This window comes from Pantoea sp. EKM10T, assembly GCF_011800685.1.
Lineage (GTDB): Bacteria > Pseudomonadota > Gammaproteobacteria > Enterobacterales > Enterobacteriaceae > Pantoea > Pantoea agglomerans.
The window spans coordinates 68,994-84,477 of sequence record NZ_JAALEU010000007.1 but is presented as its reverse complement, the minus strand read 5'-3'; the positions used below and the strand labels follow the sequence as shown (position 1 = coordinate 84,477).

12 protein-coding genes are annotated in these 15,484 nt (G+C 54.5%); 6 read left to right on the top strand and 6 right to left on the bottom strand.

Annotated features, from left to right (window positions below; genetic code table 11):
• Window positions 1-31 precede the first annotated feature (31 nt).
• From rsmE to HFD95_RS14475, 3 genes are all read right to left on the bottom strand, one after another.
• Window positions 32-763 carry a 16S rRNA (uracil(1498)-N(3))-methyltransferase gene (gene rsmE / locus HFD95_RS14485; RefSeq protein WP_010248866.1) on the bottom strand — a complete coding sequence of 244 codons (732 nt, stop codon included), beginning with the start codon at window positions 761-763 and terminating at the stop codon, window positions 32-34.
• A 70-nt stretch (window positions 764-833) separates the two neighbouring features.
• Window positions 834-1,538, bottom strand: coding sequence for a deoxyribonuclease I (gene endA, locus HFD95_RS14480; RefSeq protein WP_129063128.1), 705 nt, complete (start codon window positions 1,536-1,538; stop codon window positions 834-836).
• A 76-nt stretch (window positions 1,539-1,614) separates the two neighbouring features.
• On the bottom strand, window positions 1,615-2,127 hold the full coding sequence (locus HFD95_RS14475) for a SprT family zinc-dependent metalloprotease (protein WP_010671067.1): 513 nt from the start codon (window positions 2,125-2,127) through the stop codon (window positions 1,615-1,617).
• A 140-nt stretch (window positions 2,128-2,267) separates the two neighbouring features.
• Here HFD95_RS14475 and HFD95_RS14470 point away from each other — a divergent pair, with 140 nt between their 5' ends.
• A complete protein-coding gene (locus HFD95_RS14470) occupies window positions 2,268-3,416 on the top strand; it encodes a glycosyltransferase (protein WP_050482734.1) in 1,149 nt (382 codons plus the stop codon).
• A 25-nt stretch (window positions 3,417-3,441) separates the two neighbouring features.
• Window positions 3,442-4,674, top strand: coding sequence for an O-antigen ligase (locus HFD95_RS14465; RefSeq protein ID WP_167430402.1), 1,233 nt, complete (start codon window positions 3,442-3,444; stop codon window positions 4,672-4,674).
• Window positions 4,675-4,755: 81 nt separating this feature from the next.
• Here HFD95_RS14465 and HFD95_RS14460 read toward each other — a convergent pair whose 3' ends face one another.
• Both HFD95_RS14460 and metK read right to left on the bottom strand, forming a co-directional pair.
• Window positions 4,756-6,153: a sugar porter family MFS transporter gene (locus HFD95_RS14460; protein WP_010248855.1), complete on the bottom strand. Its 1,398-nt coding sequence runs from the start codon at window positions 6,151-6,153 to the stop codon at window positions 4,756-4,758.
• 534 nt (window positions 6,154-6,687) lie between these two features.
• Window positions 6,688-7,839 carry a methionine adenosyltransferase gene (gene metK, locus HFD95_RS14455; RefSeq protein ID WP_010248851.1) on the bottom strand — a complete coding sequence of 384 codons (1,152 nt, stop codon included), beginning with the start codon at window positions 7,837-7,839 and terminating at the stop codon, window positions 6,688-6,690.
• An 843-nt stretch (window positions 7,840-8,682) separates the two neighbouring features.
• Here metK and speA point away from each other — a divergent pair.
• The 3 genes from speA (at window position 8,683) to HFD95_RS14440 (ending at window position 12,356) form a co-directional block, all read left to right on the top strand.
• Window positions 8,683-10,659 (top strand): biosynthetic arginine decarboxylase, encoded by a 1,977-nt coding sequence (gene speA, locus HFD95_RS14450; RefSeq protein WP_010248849.1) that lies wholly within the window; start codon window positions 8,683-8,685, stop codon window positions 10,657-10,659.
• Between the two features lie 169 nt (window positions 10,660-10,828).
• The gene (gene speB, locus HFD95_RS14445) at window positions 10,829-11,749 is read left to right on the top strand and encodes an agmatinase (protein WP_167430401.1); all 921 of its coding nucleotides are present in this window, start codon (window positions 10,829-10,831) and stop codon (window positions 11,747-11,749) included.
• A gap of 196 nt (window positions 11,750-11,945) precedes the next feature.
• Entirely contained in the window at window positions 11,946-12,356 is a 411-nt protein-coding gene (locus HFD95_RS14440) for a YidB family protein (RefSeq protein ID WP_167430400.1), read from the top strand.
• Between the two features lie 55 nt (window positions 12,357-12,411).
• Here the strand turns inward: HFD95_RS14440 and HFD95_RS14435 are convergent, their stop codons facing one another.
• On the bottom strand, window positions 12,412-13,167 hold the full coding sequence (locus tag HFD95_RS14435; RefSeq protein WP_031592558.1) for a M48 family metallopeptidase: 756 nt from the start codon (window positions 13,165-13,167) through the stop codon (window positions 12,412-12,414).
• 271 nt (window positions 13,168-13,438) lie between these two features.
• Here HFD95_RS14435 and tkt point away from each other — a divergent pair, with 271 nt between their 5' ends.
• Window positions 13,439-15,433 (top strand): transketolase, encoded by a 1,995-nt coding sequence (gene tkt, locus HFD95_RS14430; protein WP_031592557.1) that lies wholly within the window; start codon window positions 13,439-13,441, stop codon window positions 15,431-15,433.
• Window positions 15,434-15,484 lie beyond the last annotated feature (51 nt).

Genomic DNA, 15,484 nt, shown 5'->3' with positions numbered 1-15,484 from the left:
ATGCCTGCTCTCTTTCCGCTGAAAGTATCGCTTAACCCAGGTCGCCAAACCTCACCTGAAGTGCCGTAATGGCCGTCAGCGCGGTAGTTTCGGTACGCAATACCCGTGGGCCAAGCAGAATGTCAGTAAAATCGTGCTGCGCCGTCATCGCAATCTCGTCCGCAGACAAACCGCCTTCAGGGCCAATCAGCAACCTTACCCGCTCAACAGGCTGGGGCAGCGTGTTGATGCTGTGGCTGGCGCGCGGATGCAGGTTAAGCTTCAGTCCGCTATCTGCTTCTGCGCACCAGGCTTCCAGCGTCATCGCTTCACGAATCTCCGGCACGCGATTACGGCCGCACTGCTCGCAGGCGGCAATAGCAATTTTCTGCCACTGCTGGATCTTCTTCGCCAGACGCTCAGCATCAAGCTTTACGCCACAGCGCTCGGAAAACAAGGGTGTAATGACATTCACGCCCAGTTCGATCGATTTCTGGATAGTGAATTCCATTTTTTCACCGCGCGACATCACCTGACCTAAATGCAGATGTAACGGTGACTCGCGATCGTCCGGCTGGCTCTCTGTGACCGATACTTTTACACGCTTTTTATCTACATGCGTGATCTCTGCTGCAAAAGTCAGATTAGTGCCATCAAAGAGTTCCAGACGCTGACCTGCCGTCATCCGGAGCACCCGGCCCACATGATTGGATGCATCTTCATCCAGGGTAATTTCACTGCCGATGCTTAATGGCCCGGCGTGATAGATGCGAGGTATACGCATAAGGTTCCTGAGACCGGACGCCGCGCTGCAGCGGCGTCATTGGAAAAAGAGCTAGTGTAGGGCAGGGATTTTAGCGCTGGCAAGCCTGCTGCACATAAGGATTGTGATTGCCCTGAACCTTTGCAATGCGCTGGTCGCGTTCGCACTCCCAAATTGTCACGGGATAGAGCTTGTTCCAGGCGTTAAACAGCTGCGTCTGCTGGCGCGAAATACGCAGATGATACTGGTCGCGCATATAGAAATAGGTGCGGGCAATGGCACCGCGCGCCCGCGCAGGTGGCTCCGCCTGTTTGAGTTTAAAGTCGATCTTCATCTCACACTGGCCGTACTGTTGCTCGCTGCCGTTCCATTGACTGTAGGCGAAGTTGCCACGGTCGCCATTCACTTCACCCACCGCAGGCTGCAGGTTGTGCAGGTCGGTTTCGATGCGGCGGTAGTCGGGATCTTTGCTGCAGTTTTTACGACCGCCATCCTGCCAGCACTGACGCTGATGGCCAAACTCCCAGGCGGGCATCACATGTTCCCACTCAATGCGTGCGGCGCGATTGGCGTTTTTGCGCACCTGATAGCCACAGCTGTTGAGATCGGGAATCCCCTTTTTTCCCTGCCACTGAATCTTACAGCCACAGTAAAAAGAACCCGGTGCATCGGCGTTGATCGCCGCCGCAAAGGTTTTGGCCTGCTGAAAGTTATTTTGATGATAGTTATTCAGGTTGAGGGCGTCAGCGGCGGGCGCAAACAGCAGCGCAACCGCCAGACTTAGTATGCGAGACATATTCCAGATTTCTACTCAGTACGAAAAAGGGCGGCAGGGTAACAGAATGTGGAATAGGGCGGAATGGGGATTCTTCTCAGGACGCGACAAATTCACCCGCGATCAGCAGGCTGCCACAGTGCACGCAGCGATATTCACTCTCTTTGCGCAGTATACGATTGTGGCGGCGCACGGTCAGCTGATGCTGCTGACACTGACAGCGGTAGGCAAAGGTGTTGCTGCGTACGGATGCGATCTCAAACTGGTGAGTACGCCGTGCCGGAACGCCCAGCACCTGCTCCATCATCCACTTCCACTCTTTGCCGTGCGGCGCAACGCGACCAAATTGCTTCCAGACCAGCAGATGCGCCAGCTCATGCGGCACCACTTCATCGATAAATGCCTGCTGGTTTTCCAGCAGCAGCACAGGATTGATGCGAATTTCCCAGGACGCCAGCCAGGCGGTGCCCGCCGCCGTACCACGCTGCTGGTAGAGCAGTTTCGGTTCCGGATAACGGGTTTTCAGCGCCTGATTCGCACGTTCAAGCGACTGGCGCAGCGAGCGCATCACGGCTTGCTGCAGGGCAATGGGGAGACGAGGCGTTTTCATGGCGCTCAGAATAATCGCCGCCGCGCAGGAACTCAACGTCGCCAGCGACAAGTGCGGTTCTGGCTGGGGAAAATTTCTGGTTTAAATATTGTTATGCTCTTTTTTAGAATATTCTATTAATGACATTCACCGCAGAGTGGATGGATGAAAAGCGAACGGCACAGGGCATGGATAAACCAATGAAAAATAATGATAACGTCAGGAAACAACGGATTGTGCTGGTGACGGATCTGATGGCCGGTCGTGGTGGGATGGAAAATGTGACCGGTCAGTTGATCACGGCCCTGAATGCGGAACCCGGTACCGAAGCAGGGCTGTTTATTATCAACAGCGGAGAGGAGAGCCACTCCCGCGCCTGGACCGCCAATGCTGTTCTGGCTGAGAGCGTCTGCACGCTGCGGAATAAGAAAATAAAAAATCTTATTCATACGCTGAGAATGGCTGCCTTCTTTCGTCGTTATCAGCCTGATCATGTCCTGACCCTCAACACCATTCCCTGCCTGATGACGCGCCGGGCAATCACGCTTTCAGGACGTAAAATCGTATTGTCGAGCTGGATGCACCTGCCTCCGCGTGAACGTTATCGTCCCCATTATCTGTTGCGGGCCGATCACCATTTTGCGATCAGTAATCAGATTAAAGAGCAGCTGGTGGAACTGGGCGCACGCGCCACTGACGTTGACGTGATCTATAACCCGATCAAACGCAATGACACGGTAATCGGCAGACCCCAGGCGCTGAAGTTTCTCTATATTGGTCGCGTCCATTATCAGCGGCAGAAACAGCTTAAAGATCTGTTTGATGCCCTGCAGCAGCTGGATGCGCCCTGGACGCTGGAGATAGTGGGTGACGGGGAAGATCTGACGCAATGTCAGCACTACGTGACGCAACTCGGCATTCAGGATCGCATCACCTGGCATGGCTGGCAGGAGAATGCCTGGGAGTATGTCATCCGCCATATCAGACAGGTCACCTGCCTGGTCATGACCTCTAACTTCGAAGGCTTCCCGCTGATCCTGCTGGAGGCGATGTCGCGCGGCGTCTACTGTGTTTCATCCGACTGTATCAGCGGCCCGGCGGAAATTATTCAGAACGGTATTAATGGTCAGCTCTATCCCACCCATGACAGCATGGCGCTGGCCGCGATTCTCAACGCTATGAGCGGGGGTTTCCACTTCCCCGATCATCAGGCTATTAAAGCGAGCATCACCGGTTTTTATGAGGAAAATTATATGAAGCACCTGATGAGTGTGTTTAACCGCCTTACTGAGGTTAAGCATGACGAATAAAATCAGTCGCAATGGATTAACGTTAATGGTTAATTTTTCAGTTATTGCGCTCTGCCTGGCGCTGTCGCTGAATATGTTTGTTACCGGCCTGCCGCAAAAAATATTCTATCTGGTCTCTTATCTCTCTGTCGCGTCCGTGCTGTATGGCCTGGTGCGCAGGCGGGTGGAGTTTAAAGAGAACGGTTTTTATATCGCCCTGTTTGCTGTGCTGATTATCTTTGCCCTGATTCGGCTGTTCTGGGCGATTCACGTGAAGGGGATCGAAACCGCGCCCTCAAGCGATGCCATCACTAATATGGGCAACTATCTGCTGGGGGCGAAGCGGCTGTTGATGGGTGCCTTTGTGCTGCTCAGTCTGGCTGTTTATGGGGATCGGGTCTCCCTGACCACGCTACGCGTCGGAAAAGGGCTCATCCTTATCGGCCTGCTGATTACGCTGGGCTTTGGTATCCACGAGCATCTCTACACTGAGAATATCCGCATCAAGCTCACCACCGAAGCCGCCTCCATGTCCTCCTACATGATTCTGTTTATCTACTGTGCCTGGCTGTGGCTAAGCCGCTATGAGACGCACGCTTACTGGAAGGTGGCCGATATCGCTGTGCTGGCAGTGACCTTTGCCTTGCTCTACCTGTGCGGCACCCGTGTGACTCTGATTGCGCTGATTGCCGTGGGGCTGCTGTTCCTGGTGCAGACCTACCGGCTGTCGCTGCTGACCAACTGGCGGATTAGCGCTCTGCTGGTGGGCGTAATGGCGGTGCTGATTCTGATGACCAGCAACCGCTGGGTGGAGGGGGTGCAGGATATTGAGAACTTTGGTTCAAATAGTTCGACCTCGCTGGGCGCACGTGTCGCCATCTGGGGCGGGGCGGTCAACTTTATTGAGCACCATGGCGGTTTTGCGACGCCGGATGCGCGCACCACTGAGGCGCGTCAGTTCATCACTGTGCACTATCCTCTCAATGTTGAAGGCTTCACCAACGTTAAATACAACATGCACAACGAGTTCCTCGAGGTGACGTCATTGCAGGGCTGGCTGGGTACGGCGTCGCTGGCGCTGCTCTATCTGACTGTGCTGGCGGGCTGGCTGAAGAAGTGTGATCTGCGCGGCGTGGCGCTGCCGATGGTGGCGCTATTTACCACCGGACTGACCGATTCGGTGCTGCCCTATAATCAGACCGCGACCATTTTCATTATGGCACTGGCGCTCTGCTGCATACGGCGGCCCCTGCCGGTAACGCGGGTAACCACAGCGTAGTGGAGCGTTGAACAAATAAAAACGGCGGGGTTTCCAGAGAAACCCCGCCGTTTTTTTTACCGCGTTTTTTACCGGGTAAAGTTAGTCGCGTGAACCGATGTCGCGCAGTTTTTTACCTGCCATCAGGTTACGTTCGATGTGTTCCAGCGAGACGTTTTTGGTCTCAGGGATCAGCATCACCGTCAGTAGAATGAAGAACAGGTTAAGCAGTGCGTAGACCCAGAAGGTGTTCGCATTGCCCAGCGTATTCAGCATCGTCAGGAAGGTCGCACCTACGATCATGTTCGCGATCCAGTTGGTGGTGGTGGAGACAGTGATACCGAAATCACGGCCTTTCAGCGGCTGAATTTCGGAACAGAGTACCCAGATCAACGGACCGGCTGACATCGCAAAACCGATGATGAACATCAGCAGCATACCTACCGCAAAGTACTGTGCGCCCGGCGAGTGAATGCCGAAGTGCAGCATCGTACCCAGAACGCCCATACCGGCTGCCATCACCATAAAGCCCAGAATCAGAGTAGGTTTACGACCCCAGCGATCCACCAGGCCAATGGCAATAAAGGTCGCCAGTACGTTAACCAGACCCACAATCACCGTGCCCCACATCTGCTGGGTGGTATTGGTGAAGCCCGCGATTTCAAAGATTTTTGGCGCGTAGTACATGATGACGTTCATGCCGGTAAACTGCTGCATCACCTGCAGCAGGATGCCGAGATAGACCGCACGACGGAAGTGGCTGCTGCTGGTGAACAGACCCCAGCCAGACTGTTTGATCTTCAGGCTTTCACGGATCTCTTCCAGCTCACGTTTTGCCTGCTCGCTGGTGTCACGCAGACGATCCAGTACGCGTTGTGCATCGCGGAAGTTGCCTCGCGCCGCCAGCCAGCGTGGGCTGTTTGGCAGGAAGAAAACGCCGACCAGCAGCAACAGTGCCGGAATAGTGATGATGCCCAGCATCCAGCGCCAGTTGCCGGTAAAGCTGAACGCCGTATCGGACAGGTAAGCGCCAAGAATACCGATGGTGATCATCAGCTGATAAAGCGAAATCATACTGCCGCGAATTTTTTCCGGAGCGATCTCAGAAAGATAAAGCGGGGCGGTATAAGAGGCGATACCGACTGCCAGGCCCAGCAGAACGCGGGCGCTGATCAGCATTTCCGGGTTTGGCGACATCGCCGACCAGAGTGAACCGATAACGAACAGAATCGCACCGGCCATCAGGCTTTTTTTACGGCCCAGGCGGGATGACATCCAGCCGCTGCCGATAGCACCGACCGCCGCACCAAACATCATGGAACTGACGATCCACTCCTGCTGATGAGGGGTGACGTTAAAGTCCTTTGCGATAAACGGCAGAGCACCGGCGATAACGCCGATATCCAGACCGAACAGCAGACCCGCAAGGGCCGCCAGAAAGCAGACAAATAAGGTCATCGCCTTATTTGAAGTTCTGCTTTTGTGTGTATTGCCAGGCATTTTAGCCTCCAGGTTTATCCATCATTGTTTTTATCAATGTTAAAAAACCTTTTGCGGGAAAAAAGTGAGCCTGATCACATCAGTGTAATCGCTTACACACGCTGAAACCCTGAAATTCAGCATATTTTTCCCGGAAAGATTAATTAACCAGTGAGGTATAGCACTCATTAAGTTTCTGACAATGCTCTATTTACTGGCTATCAGACGACGCTGAAAATAACGCATTTTCAGCAGAATAACTACGTGCGTTAATTCCTAAATATCGGATAAACAAAGCATTTCAATTTGTAATCGTTAACATTTAGTCGTCAGAAAAAGCGAAAAGAAGTGTAGCTGAGAACTGAAAATTTGCTGCAGAGAGAAGAAGATGTCGGGCAGATGCGTTTTTTTTGTCGTCACGCGCTCACCAGAAATTGCGCTGGCCTGTTGTTCAGAAGGGTAGCGGGAGCAAAATTGCTCCGGTTAGCAATGGGGCTGAAAAGGCAATAAAAAACCCTGCCGCAGTGGCAGGGTTTTTATCAGCAGCCGGTAACCTTACAGGCCAGCCGCTTCACGCAGCAGGGCAGCTTTGTCGGTTTTTTCCCATGGGAAATGTTCACGACCAAAGTGACCGTAAGCTGCGGTCTCTTTATAGATTGGGTGCAGCAGATCCAGCATCTGGATCAGACCATATGGACGCAGGTCGAAGAACTCGCGCACCAGCAGCGTCAGCTGTTCGGTAGAGATTTTCTCGGTACCGAAGGTTTCCACCATGATAGAAGTGGGTTCAGCCACGCCGATAGCGTAGGAGACCTGGATTTCACAACGGTCAGCCAGGCCGGCCGCTACGATGTTTTTCGCCACGTAACGTGCCGCATAGGCTGCAGAGCGGTCAACTTTAGATGGATCTTTACCCGAGAACGCACCGCCACCATGACGCGCCATGCCGCCGTAGGTGTCTACGATGATTTTACGACCGGTCAGACCGCAATCGCCCATCGGGCCGCCGATCACAAAGCGACCGGTTGGGTTGATGTGATATTTGGTCGAGGCGCTCAACCACTCTGCGGGCAGAACCGGCTTGATGATCTCTTCCATCACCGCTTCCTGCAGATCTTTCTGGCTGATGGATTCAGCGTGCTGGGTAGAGAGCACAACTGCATCGATGCCCACGATTTTGCCATCGTCATACTGGAAAGTGACCTGGCTCTTGGCATCCGGACGCAGCCACGGCAGGGTGCCATTTTTACGCACTTCAGCCTGACGCTGTACCAGACGGTGCGCATAGGTCACCGGCGCAGGCATCAGCACGTCTGTTTCGTTAGTGGCATAGCCGAACATCAGGCCCTGGTCGCCCGCGCCCTGTTCCAGCGGATCGGTACGGTCAACGCCCTGATTGATATCCTGAGACTGTTTACCAATCGCGCTTAATACCGCGCAGGAGTTGGCGTCAAAGCCCATATCGGAATGGACATAGCCGATTTCACGTACGGTTTTACGGGTGATCTCTTCGATATCAACCCAGGCGCTGGTGGTGATTTCACCGCCAACCAGCACCATACCGGTTTTAACGTAGGTTTCGCAGGCCACGCGCGCTTTAGGATCCTGTTCAAGGATCGCATCCAGCACAGCATCGGAGATCTGGTCGGCGATTTTATCGGGATGTCCTTCTGATACAGACTCGGACGTAAAAAGGTGTTTAGCCATTCTGTTCTTTACCTTAAATATGGTTTGAGTACGACTGCATAGCGCCAGTGAGGTGGTCTGACCTGACGCCCCTTCAGGCAAAGCCGCGAGCAGTGAGGTTGTGTCAGCACAGCAGGCCAACACCGCCTGGATAGTAACCTGTTTAGATGGAAAACCATCTGGACGGCTATTTTAGGATAGAGGGTAAACCAATTACCAGCCCTTTTTCTGTTTCAGCATTTAACCTGTCTCTGTTATCGGCATAATTTGCTGACGCTACACGCAATTCCCCGATAATATTTTTGCATTTTACGGCTGTAAACTGTATAAAACGCCGCTGCTTTGATAGCAGCAGCAAGGATGACGCCACTGTTTGCGTCGCGCCTGTCAGACTCTGGTCTGGCTTTCACCCAGGTTGTTTTCCATGTGCCCCTGGCATATGCGGAGGTGATACAAGTAATGAACCACGCTTTTTCTTCTTCCGGTTCTCTGCGCTGCGGCGCTGCGCTGGCTCTCTCCTGCCTCCCATCTGTTTCTCTTTCCTGCCGACGCGATGTCCGATGCGGTAATTTTACCGACACAGGCGCAGGCTAATCTTTATCTCTGCTCGATCGGTTTTGTCTCTTCTCTGCGCTCGCGCAGCGGAACGACGCAGGTTATCCATGGTCAATACAGATCAGTTAAATGTTCTCTGTTTAAACGGAGATGGCCCGGGTGTTTTACACTTAACTCTCATGCGTGAATCGCGCTGACGGCAACGTCAGGTGAACAGGACATTGCGTTTAATGTGGCAACAGGTTTTCAGATTAGCGGCCATAAAGCCGGTTAACAGTTTCATCTTTCAACGGAAAATTGAGGTTCGCGATGTCTGACGACATGAAGAATATCAAAGGTTCGTCAGCTGGCGAACAGGGTACACTCCGCTCCATGCAGGAGGTGGCAATGAACGATCAGGATGCGAGCAAAATGTTGCGTACGTACAACATCGCCTGGTGGGGCAACAACTATTACGACGTTAACGAACTGGGCCACATCAGTGTCTGTCCCGATCCGGATCGTCCTGATGTGCGCGTCGATTTAGCCCGTCTGGTCAAAGAGCGCGAAGCGCAGGGCCAGCGTCTGCCCGCTTTATTCTGCTTCCCGCAGATCCTGCAACACCGTCTGCGTTCCATTAACGCCGCCTTTAAACGTGCGCGTGAATCCTACGGTTACAAAGGCGACTACTTCCTGGTTTACCCGATTAAAGTTAACCAGCACAAACGCGTGATTGAGTCACTGATCCACTCCGGCGAACCGCTGGGACTGGAAGCGGGCTCAAAAGCCGAGCTGATGGCGGTGCTGGCGCACGCCGGTCAGACCCGTTCGGTGATCGTCTGTAACGGCTATAAAGATCGCGAATATATTCGTCTGGCGCTGATCGGTGAGAAGATGGGCCATAAGGTCTATCTGGTGCTGGAGAAGATGACCGAAGTGCGGCTGGTGCTGGAAGAAGCAGAGCGTCTGAATGTGGTGCCGCGTCTTGGTATCCGTGCACGTCTGGCTTCGCAGGGCTCCGGTAAATGGCAGTCGAGCGGCGGCGAAAAGTCGAAGTTTGGCCTGTCAGCCACCCAGGTGCTGAAACTGGTTGAGATCATGCGCGAAGCGGGTCGCATCGACAGCCTGCAGCTGCTGCATTTCCATCTGGGCTCGCAGATGTCCAACATCCGCGACATCGCTACCGGCGTGCGTGAGTCGGCGCGCTTCTATGTCGAACTGGCCAAGCTGGGCGTCAACATTAAATGTTTCGACGTCGGCGGCGGTCTGGGCGTCGATTACGAAGGAACGCGCTCGCAGTCTGACTGCTCGGTCAACTACGGCCTGAATGAGTACGCCAACAACGTAATCTGGGCGATTGGTGCTGCCTGTGATGAGCACGGTCTGGAGCATCCGACGGTGATCACCGAGTCGGGCCGTGCCGTAACCGCGCACCACACGGTGCTGGTCTCCAACATCATTGGTGTGGAGCGCAACGAGTTCAGCGAACCTGAAACGCCGGATGCGGATGCGCCGCGCCCGATCCTCAGCATGTGGGAAACCTGGCAGGAGATGCACGAGCCAAGTACCCGCCGTTCGCTGCGTGAATGGCTGCATGACAGCCAGATGGATCTGTTTGATATCCATACCGGCTACTCGTCAGGCACCTACGATCTCAAGCAGCGTTCATGGGCTGAGCAGCTCTATCTGAGCATCTGCCACTATATTCAGCAGCATCTCGATCCGAGCAACCGTGCACACCGTCCAATCATCGACGAACTGCAGGAGCGGATGGCGGATAAGATTTACGTTAACTTCTCGCTGTTCCAGTCAATGCCGGATGCGTGGGGTATCGATCAGCTGTTCCCGGTACTGCCGCTGGAAGGGCTGAACAAGAAGCCGGAGCGCCGTGCCGTGCTGCTCGACATCACCTGTGACTCCGATGGCACCATCGATCACTATGTGGATGGCGACGGTATCGCGACGACCATGCCGATGCCGGAATATGACCTTGATAACCCGCCCATGCTGGGCTTCTTTATGGTGGGTGCTTACCAGGAAATTCTGGGCAACATGCATAACCTGTTTGGTGACACCGAAGCGGTGGATGTCTACGCACGCGAAAATGGCGATGTGGAAGTGCAGCTCTCCGATGAAGGCGACACCGTGGCGGACATGCTGCGTTACGTGCAGCTTGATCCCAACGAGCTGATGGCGCTGTTCCGCAATCAGGTTCAGGCATCCGATCTCGACGAAGAGCTGCGCGCGCAGTTCCTGGAAGAGTTCGAGAGCGGCCTTTACGGCTATACCTATTTAGAAGATGAATAATCGATTATGGCGACCGGTAATCGCATATTGCAGTTGCCGTTAACTATGTCGATAATCTGACTCACTCAATCCCTTCCTCGTCGGGCCTAACGACGCGGAGGGGATTTTTTTCATCTCAACCTTAATGGTTTGCGGGCTGGACCGACTTACGCACATAGAGAGAGCAATTATGTATAACACGCTTGGCAATCAGTACGACAACTCCCTGGTTTCTAACGCCTTTGGTTTCATGCGTTTTCCGCTGAATTTTCAGCCTTACGACAGCGACGCCGAGTGGGTTATCACCGGCGTGCCGTTTGATGCCGCGACCTCGGGTCGTCCGGGCAGCCGCCTGGGTCCGGGCGCGATTCGCCAGATCTCCACCAATCTGGCCTGGGAAGGCTGCCGCTGGCCGTGGGATTTCGACCTGCGTCAGCGTCTGAACGTCGTCGATTGCGGCGATCTGGTTTACGCTTTCGGTGATTCGCAGGATCTCTCCGACAAATTGCAGGCCCATGCTGAAAAACTGCTGGCCAATGGCAAGCGCATGATGACCTTTGGCGGCGACCACTATGTCACACTGCCGCTGCTGCGCGCCCATGCAAAACACTTTGGCAAGATGGCGCTGGTGCACTTTGATGCGCATACCGACACCTACTCCAACGGCCCGACCTTTGACCACGGCACCATGTTCTTTACCGCGCCGAAAGAGGGTCTGATCGATCCGCAGCACTCAGTGCAGATTGGTATCCGTACCGAATTCGACAAGAGCCTGGGCTTCAACGTGCTGGATGCGGCGCAGGTCAATGACCGCAGCGTTGACGATATCCTCGCCGAAGTGAAACGCATCGTCGGCGATCTGCCGGTCTATCTGACCTTCGATATCGACTGTCTGGATCCGGCGCATGCACCTGGCACCGGCACGCCGGTGATTGGCGGGCTGACCACCGATAAAGCGACCAAGCTGATCCGTGGCCTGCAGGGCATGAACATTGTCGGCATGGATCTGGTGGAAGTCGCACCGGGTTACGATCATGCTGATCTGACGGCACTGGCAGCGGCTACGCTGGCGCTGGATATGCTGCATGTTCAGGCTGTAAACAAAGGCTGATGCCTGCTGCCTGTCGGCTTCAGTCCGGCAGGCGCTGAACGCGGCGTCCTGTCCATCGGGCAGACGCCGCTGCTGTGATCTTCCTCTCTTTGCCGGATCCGATCGATTCCCTTCTGACCCCGACGGGTAACCGTCAGGCGCGAACCCCTATCTGCAACTAAACTTACAGCGTAAAAATGGCGTAGTGGAGATAATCATGGGCTTTCTTGATGAACTGGCTGGCGCACTGGATGGCAACCAGAGTGAAGGGCATCCGCCGGGACAGTTACAGGCTGTCTGGCATTGGGTGCAGGAGCAGGGCGGTATTGAAGTGCTGCTGCAAAAATTCCAGCAGGGCGGGCTGGGTGAGGTGTTTGGTTCCTGGATCGGCACCGGCGATAACCATCCGGTTGGCCACAGTGAGATTCAGTCTGCTTTTGGTCAGGATGAACTGCAGTCACTGGCCGACAAACTCGGCACCGATGTGAAAGGGGCATCGGGTACGCTGGCCGCGCTATTGCCGCAGCTGATTGATAAAATGTCGCCGCAGGGACACATGGATGAACAGGCGCTGCATGACAATAAGCTGGATCTGGGCTCGATGGTGGATAAGATATTTAAGCGCTAGCGGACTTCGCACGGCTAAGCGCGCACGCCGGATGCATGCGCGCTCAGCGGCGGAATTACTTGCTGTCGGCAGCAATTCGCTCACGAATATGCGCGGCGCGCGCTTCAGAGGCGGGATGCGAGTCAAACATCGAACTCTGACGCCCCTGTTCCATCTTCGCCAGCTTTTCAAAGCTGGTGGCCAGGCCCATTGGATCGATATTGCGCTTCTTCATCAGGTCGTAGGAGTAGTCATCCGCCTGTGATTCCTGCGTCTGGGAGAACTGCGCATTCACCAGTTTTTCACCCATTTCACCCAGCTGCGACTGCGACAGTGAACCAATCACACCGCCAACCGAGGCGGCTGCGGTGCGGGCCGCGGTTGTGGCATATGCCAGTTGCATCGCCTTGCGCGTATGACCTAACGCGACGTGGCCCATCTCATGACCCAGCACGCCTTCCACTTCATTGTCAGTCATCATATCCATCAGACCGCTGTAAACACGAATACAGCCATTTGCCATCGCCCAGGCGTTGACATCTTTGGTCTGATAAACCTTGTAGTTAGCCGGTACGCCGTTGATGTTATCGCCCAGCGCCGCGGCGATCTTGTTCAGACGCTGCTGATAATCACTGTTAGCAGGCGCAATCTGATTATCTTTGTCCATCTGCTCACAGGATTTATCGCTCAGCTGCTTTACCTGATCGTCGCTGAGGGTATAAGCCTGATACGCCTGCGCGCCCGACTGCATCAGCGCATTGTTGTCTAAACCCTGACAGCCACTGAGCAGCGTCGTCAGTCCAAGCGCTAACACCATTTTTTTGATTTTCATGCTGTATCCCATTCATAACAAGGTAAGAAAAACAAACACCTGAAACTCAGACAGGTGAATAAACGATTTGGTTATAGCGTGCCAGTCTGCACTTTGCTAGCAGATATGGCTGGAAAAGCCATACGAAGCGGCTGCATTTAGCGTTTTACAGCATGTACTTTTGCCCCGTTTCTCATGTACATTGATGGGCAACTTTTTCCTTGTTTTGCCCGGTAACTCATTAATAACAATAAGTTAAGGTGCGAAGCATTAATCCGACCTGGAGTAGAAAATGCCCTCTCGTAAAGAGCTTGCCAACGCCATTCGTGCGTTAAGTATGGATGCAGTACAGAAAGCGAAATCGGGACATCCGGGTGCCCCAATGGGCATGGCGGACATCGCTGAAGTACTCTGGCGCGGCTACCTGAACCACAACCCAACCAACCCGCTGTGGGCTGACCGCGACCGTTTCGTGCTCTCTAACGGTCACGGCTCAATGCTGATCTATAGCCTGTTGCACCTGACCGGTTACGATCTGCCCCTGAGCGAACTGGAAAACTTCCGTCAGCTGCACTCAAAAACTCCAGGTCACCCGGAATATGGCTACACCGTGGGCGTTGAAACCACTACCGGTCCGCTGGGGCAGGGCATCGCTAACGCAGTCGGTTTTGCCATTGCTGAGCGCACGCTGGCAGCACAGTTCAACCGTCCGGGTCATGACATCGTAGACCACAACACCTATGTCTTCATGGGTGATGGCTGCATGATGGAAGGTATCTCGCACGAAGTCTGCTCACTGGCCGGTACCCTGAAGCTGGGCAAACTGGTGGCGTTTTATGATGACAACGGTATCTCTATCGATGGTCACATTGATGGCTGGTTCACCGACGACACCGCTAAGCGCTTTGAAGCTTATGGCTGGCACGTGGTGCGCGGCGTCGATGGTCACGATGCGGATGCGATTGCGAAAGCGATCGAGGAAGCGAAAAGCGTCAGCGACAAGCCTTCACTACTGATGTGCAAAACCGTTATCGGTTTTGGTTCACCGAACAAAGCCGGTACCCATGATTCACACGGCGCACCGCTGGGTGATGATGAAGTGGCACTGACCCGCAAACAGCTGGGCTGGACCCACGCGCCGTTCGTAATTCCTTCTGATATCTACGCTGAGTGGGACGCGAAAGAAGCGGGCCAGGCGAAAGAGTCTGCATGGAATGAGAAATTCGCCGCTTACGCACAGGCTCATCCTGAACTGGCTGCCGAGTTTAAACGCCGCGTCAGCAACGAACTGCCAGCTAACTGGCAGGAAGAGTCGCAGAAGTTCGTTGAGCAGCTGCAGGCGAACCCGGCGAAGATCGCCAGCCGTAAAGCCTCACAGAATGCTATTGAAGCTTTCGGTAAAATTCTGCCGGAATACCTTGGCGGCTCAGCCGATCTGGCACCCAGCAACCTGACAATCTGGTCTGGCTCTAAGCCGATTAACGAAGATGCTGCGGGTAACTACATCCACTACGGCGTGCGTGAGTTCGGTATGACCGCAATCGCCAATGGCCTGGCGCTGCATGGCGGCTTCCTGCCTTACACCGCGACCTTCCTGATGTTTGTTGAATATGCGCGTAACGCAGCGCGTATGGCGGCACTGATGAAGATCCGTCAGATCATGGTCTACACCCACGACTCTATCGGTCTGGGCGAAGATGGCCCGACGCACCAGCCGGTTGAACAGATGGCGAGCCTGCGCACCACGCCAAACATGAGCCTGTGGCGTCCATGTGACCAGGTTGAATCCGCGGTGGCGTGGAAATATGCCATTGAGCGTAAAGATGGCCCGACTGCGCTGATCTTCTCCCGTCAGAACCTGGCGCAGCAGGAGCGTGACACTGCACAGCTGGCTAACGTAGCGCGCGGCGGTTACGTGCTGAAAGATTGCGATGGCACGCCTGAGCTGATCCTGATCGCCACCGGTTCCGAAGTTGAACTGGCTGTCGGTGCCTGGGACAAACTCACCAGCGAAGGCCGCAAAGTGCGCGTGGTCTCTATGCCATCAACGGATGCCTTCGACAAGCAGAGTGATGAGTACCGTGAATCCGTACTGCCAAAAGCGGTCAGCGCACGCGTCGCAATCGAAGCGGGCATCGCTGATTACTGGTTCAAATACACCGGCCTGAACGGCGCTATCGTGGGCATGACCAGCTTCGGCGAATCTGCACCTGCCGATCAGCTGTTCGAACTGTTTGGCTTTACCGTCGACAACGTCGTCGCGAAAGCGAAAGCGCTGCTGGCGTAAAACCGGTCAGGCGGGCCTGTTCCCGCCCGGCTGTAAAAACAGAGGGACGAG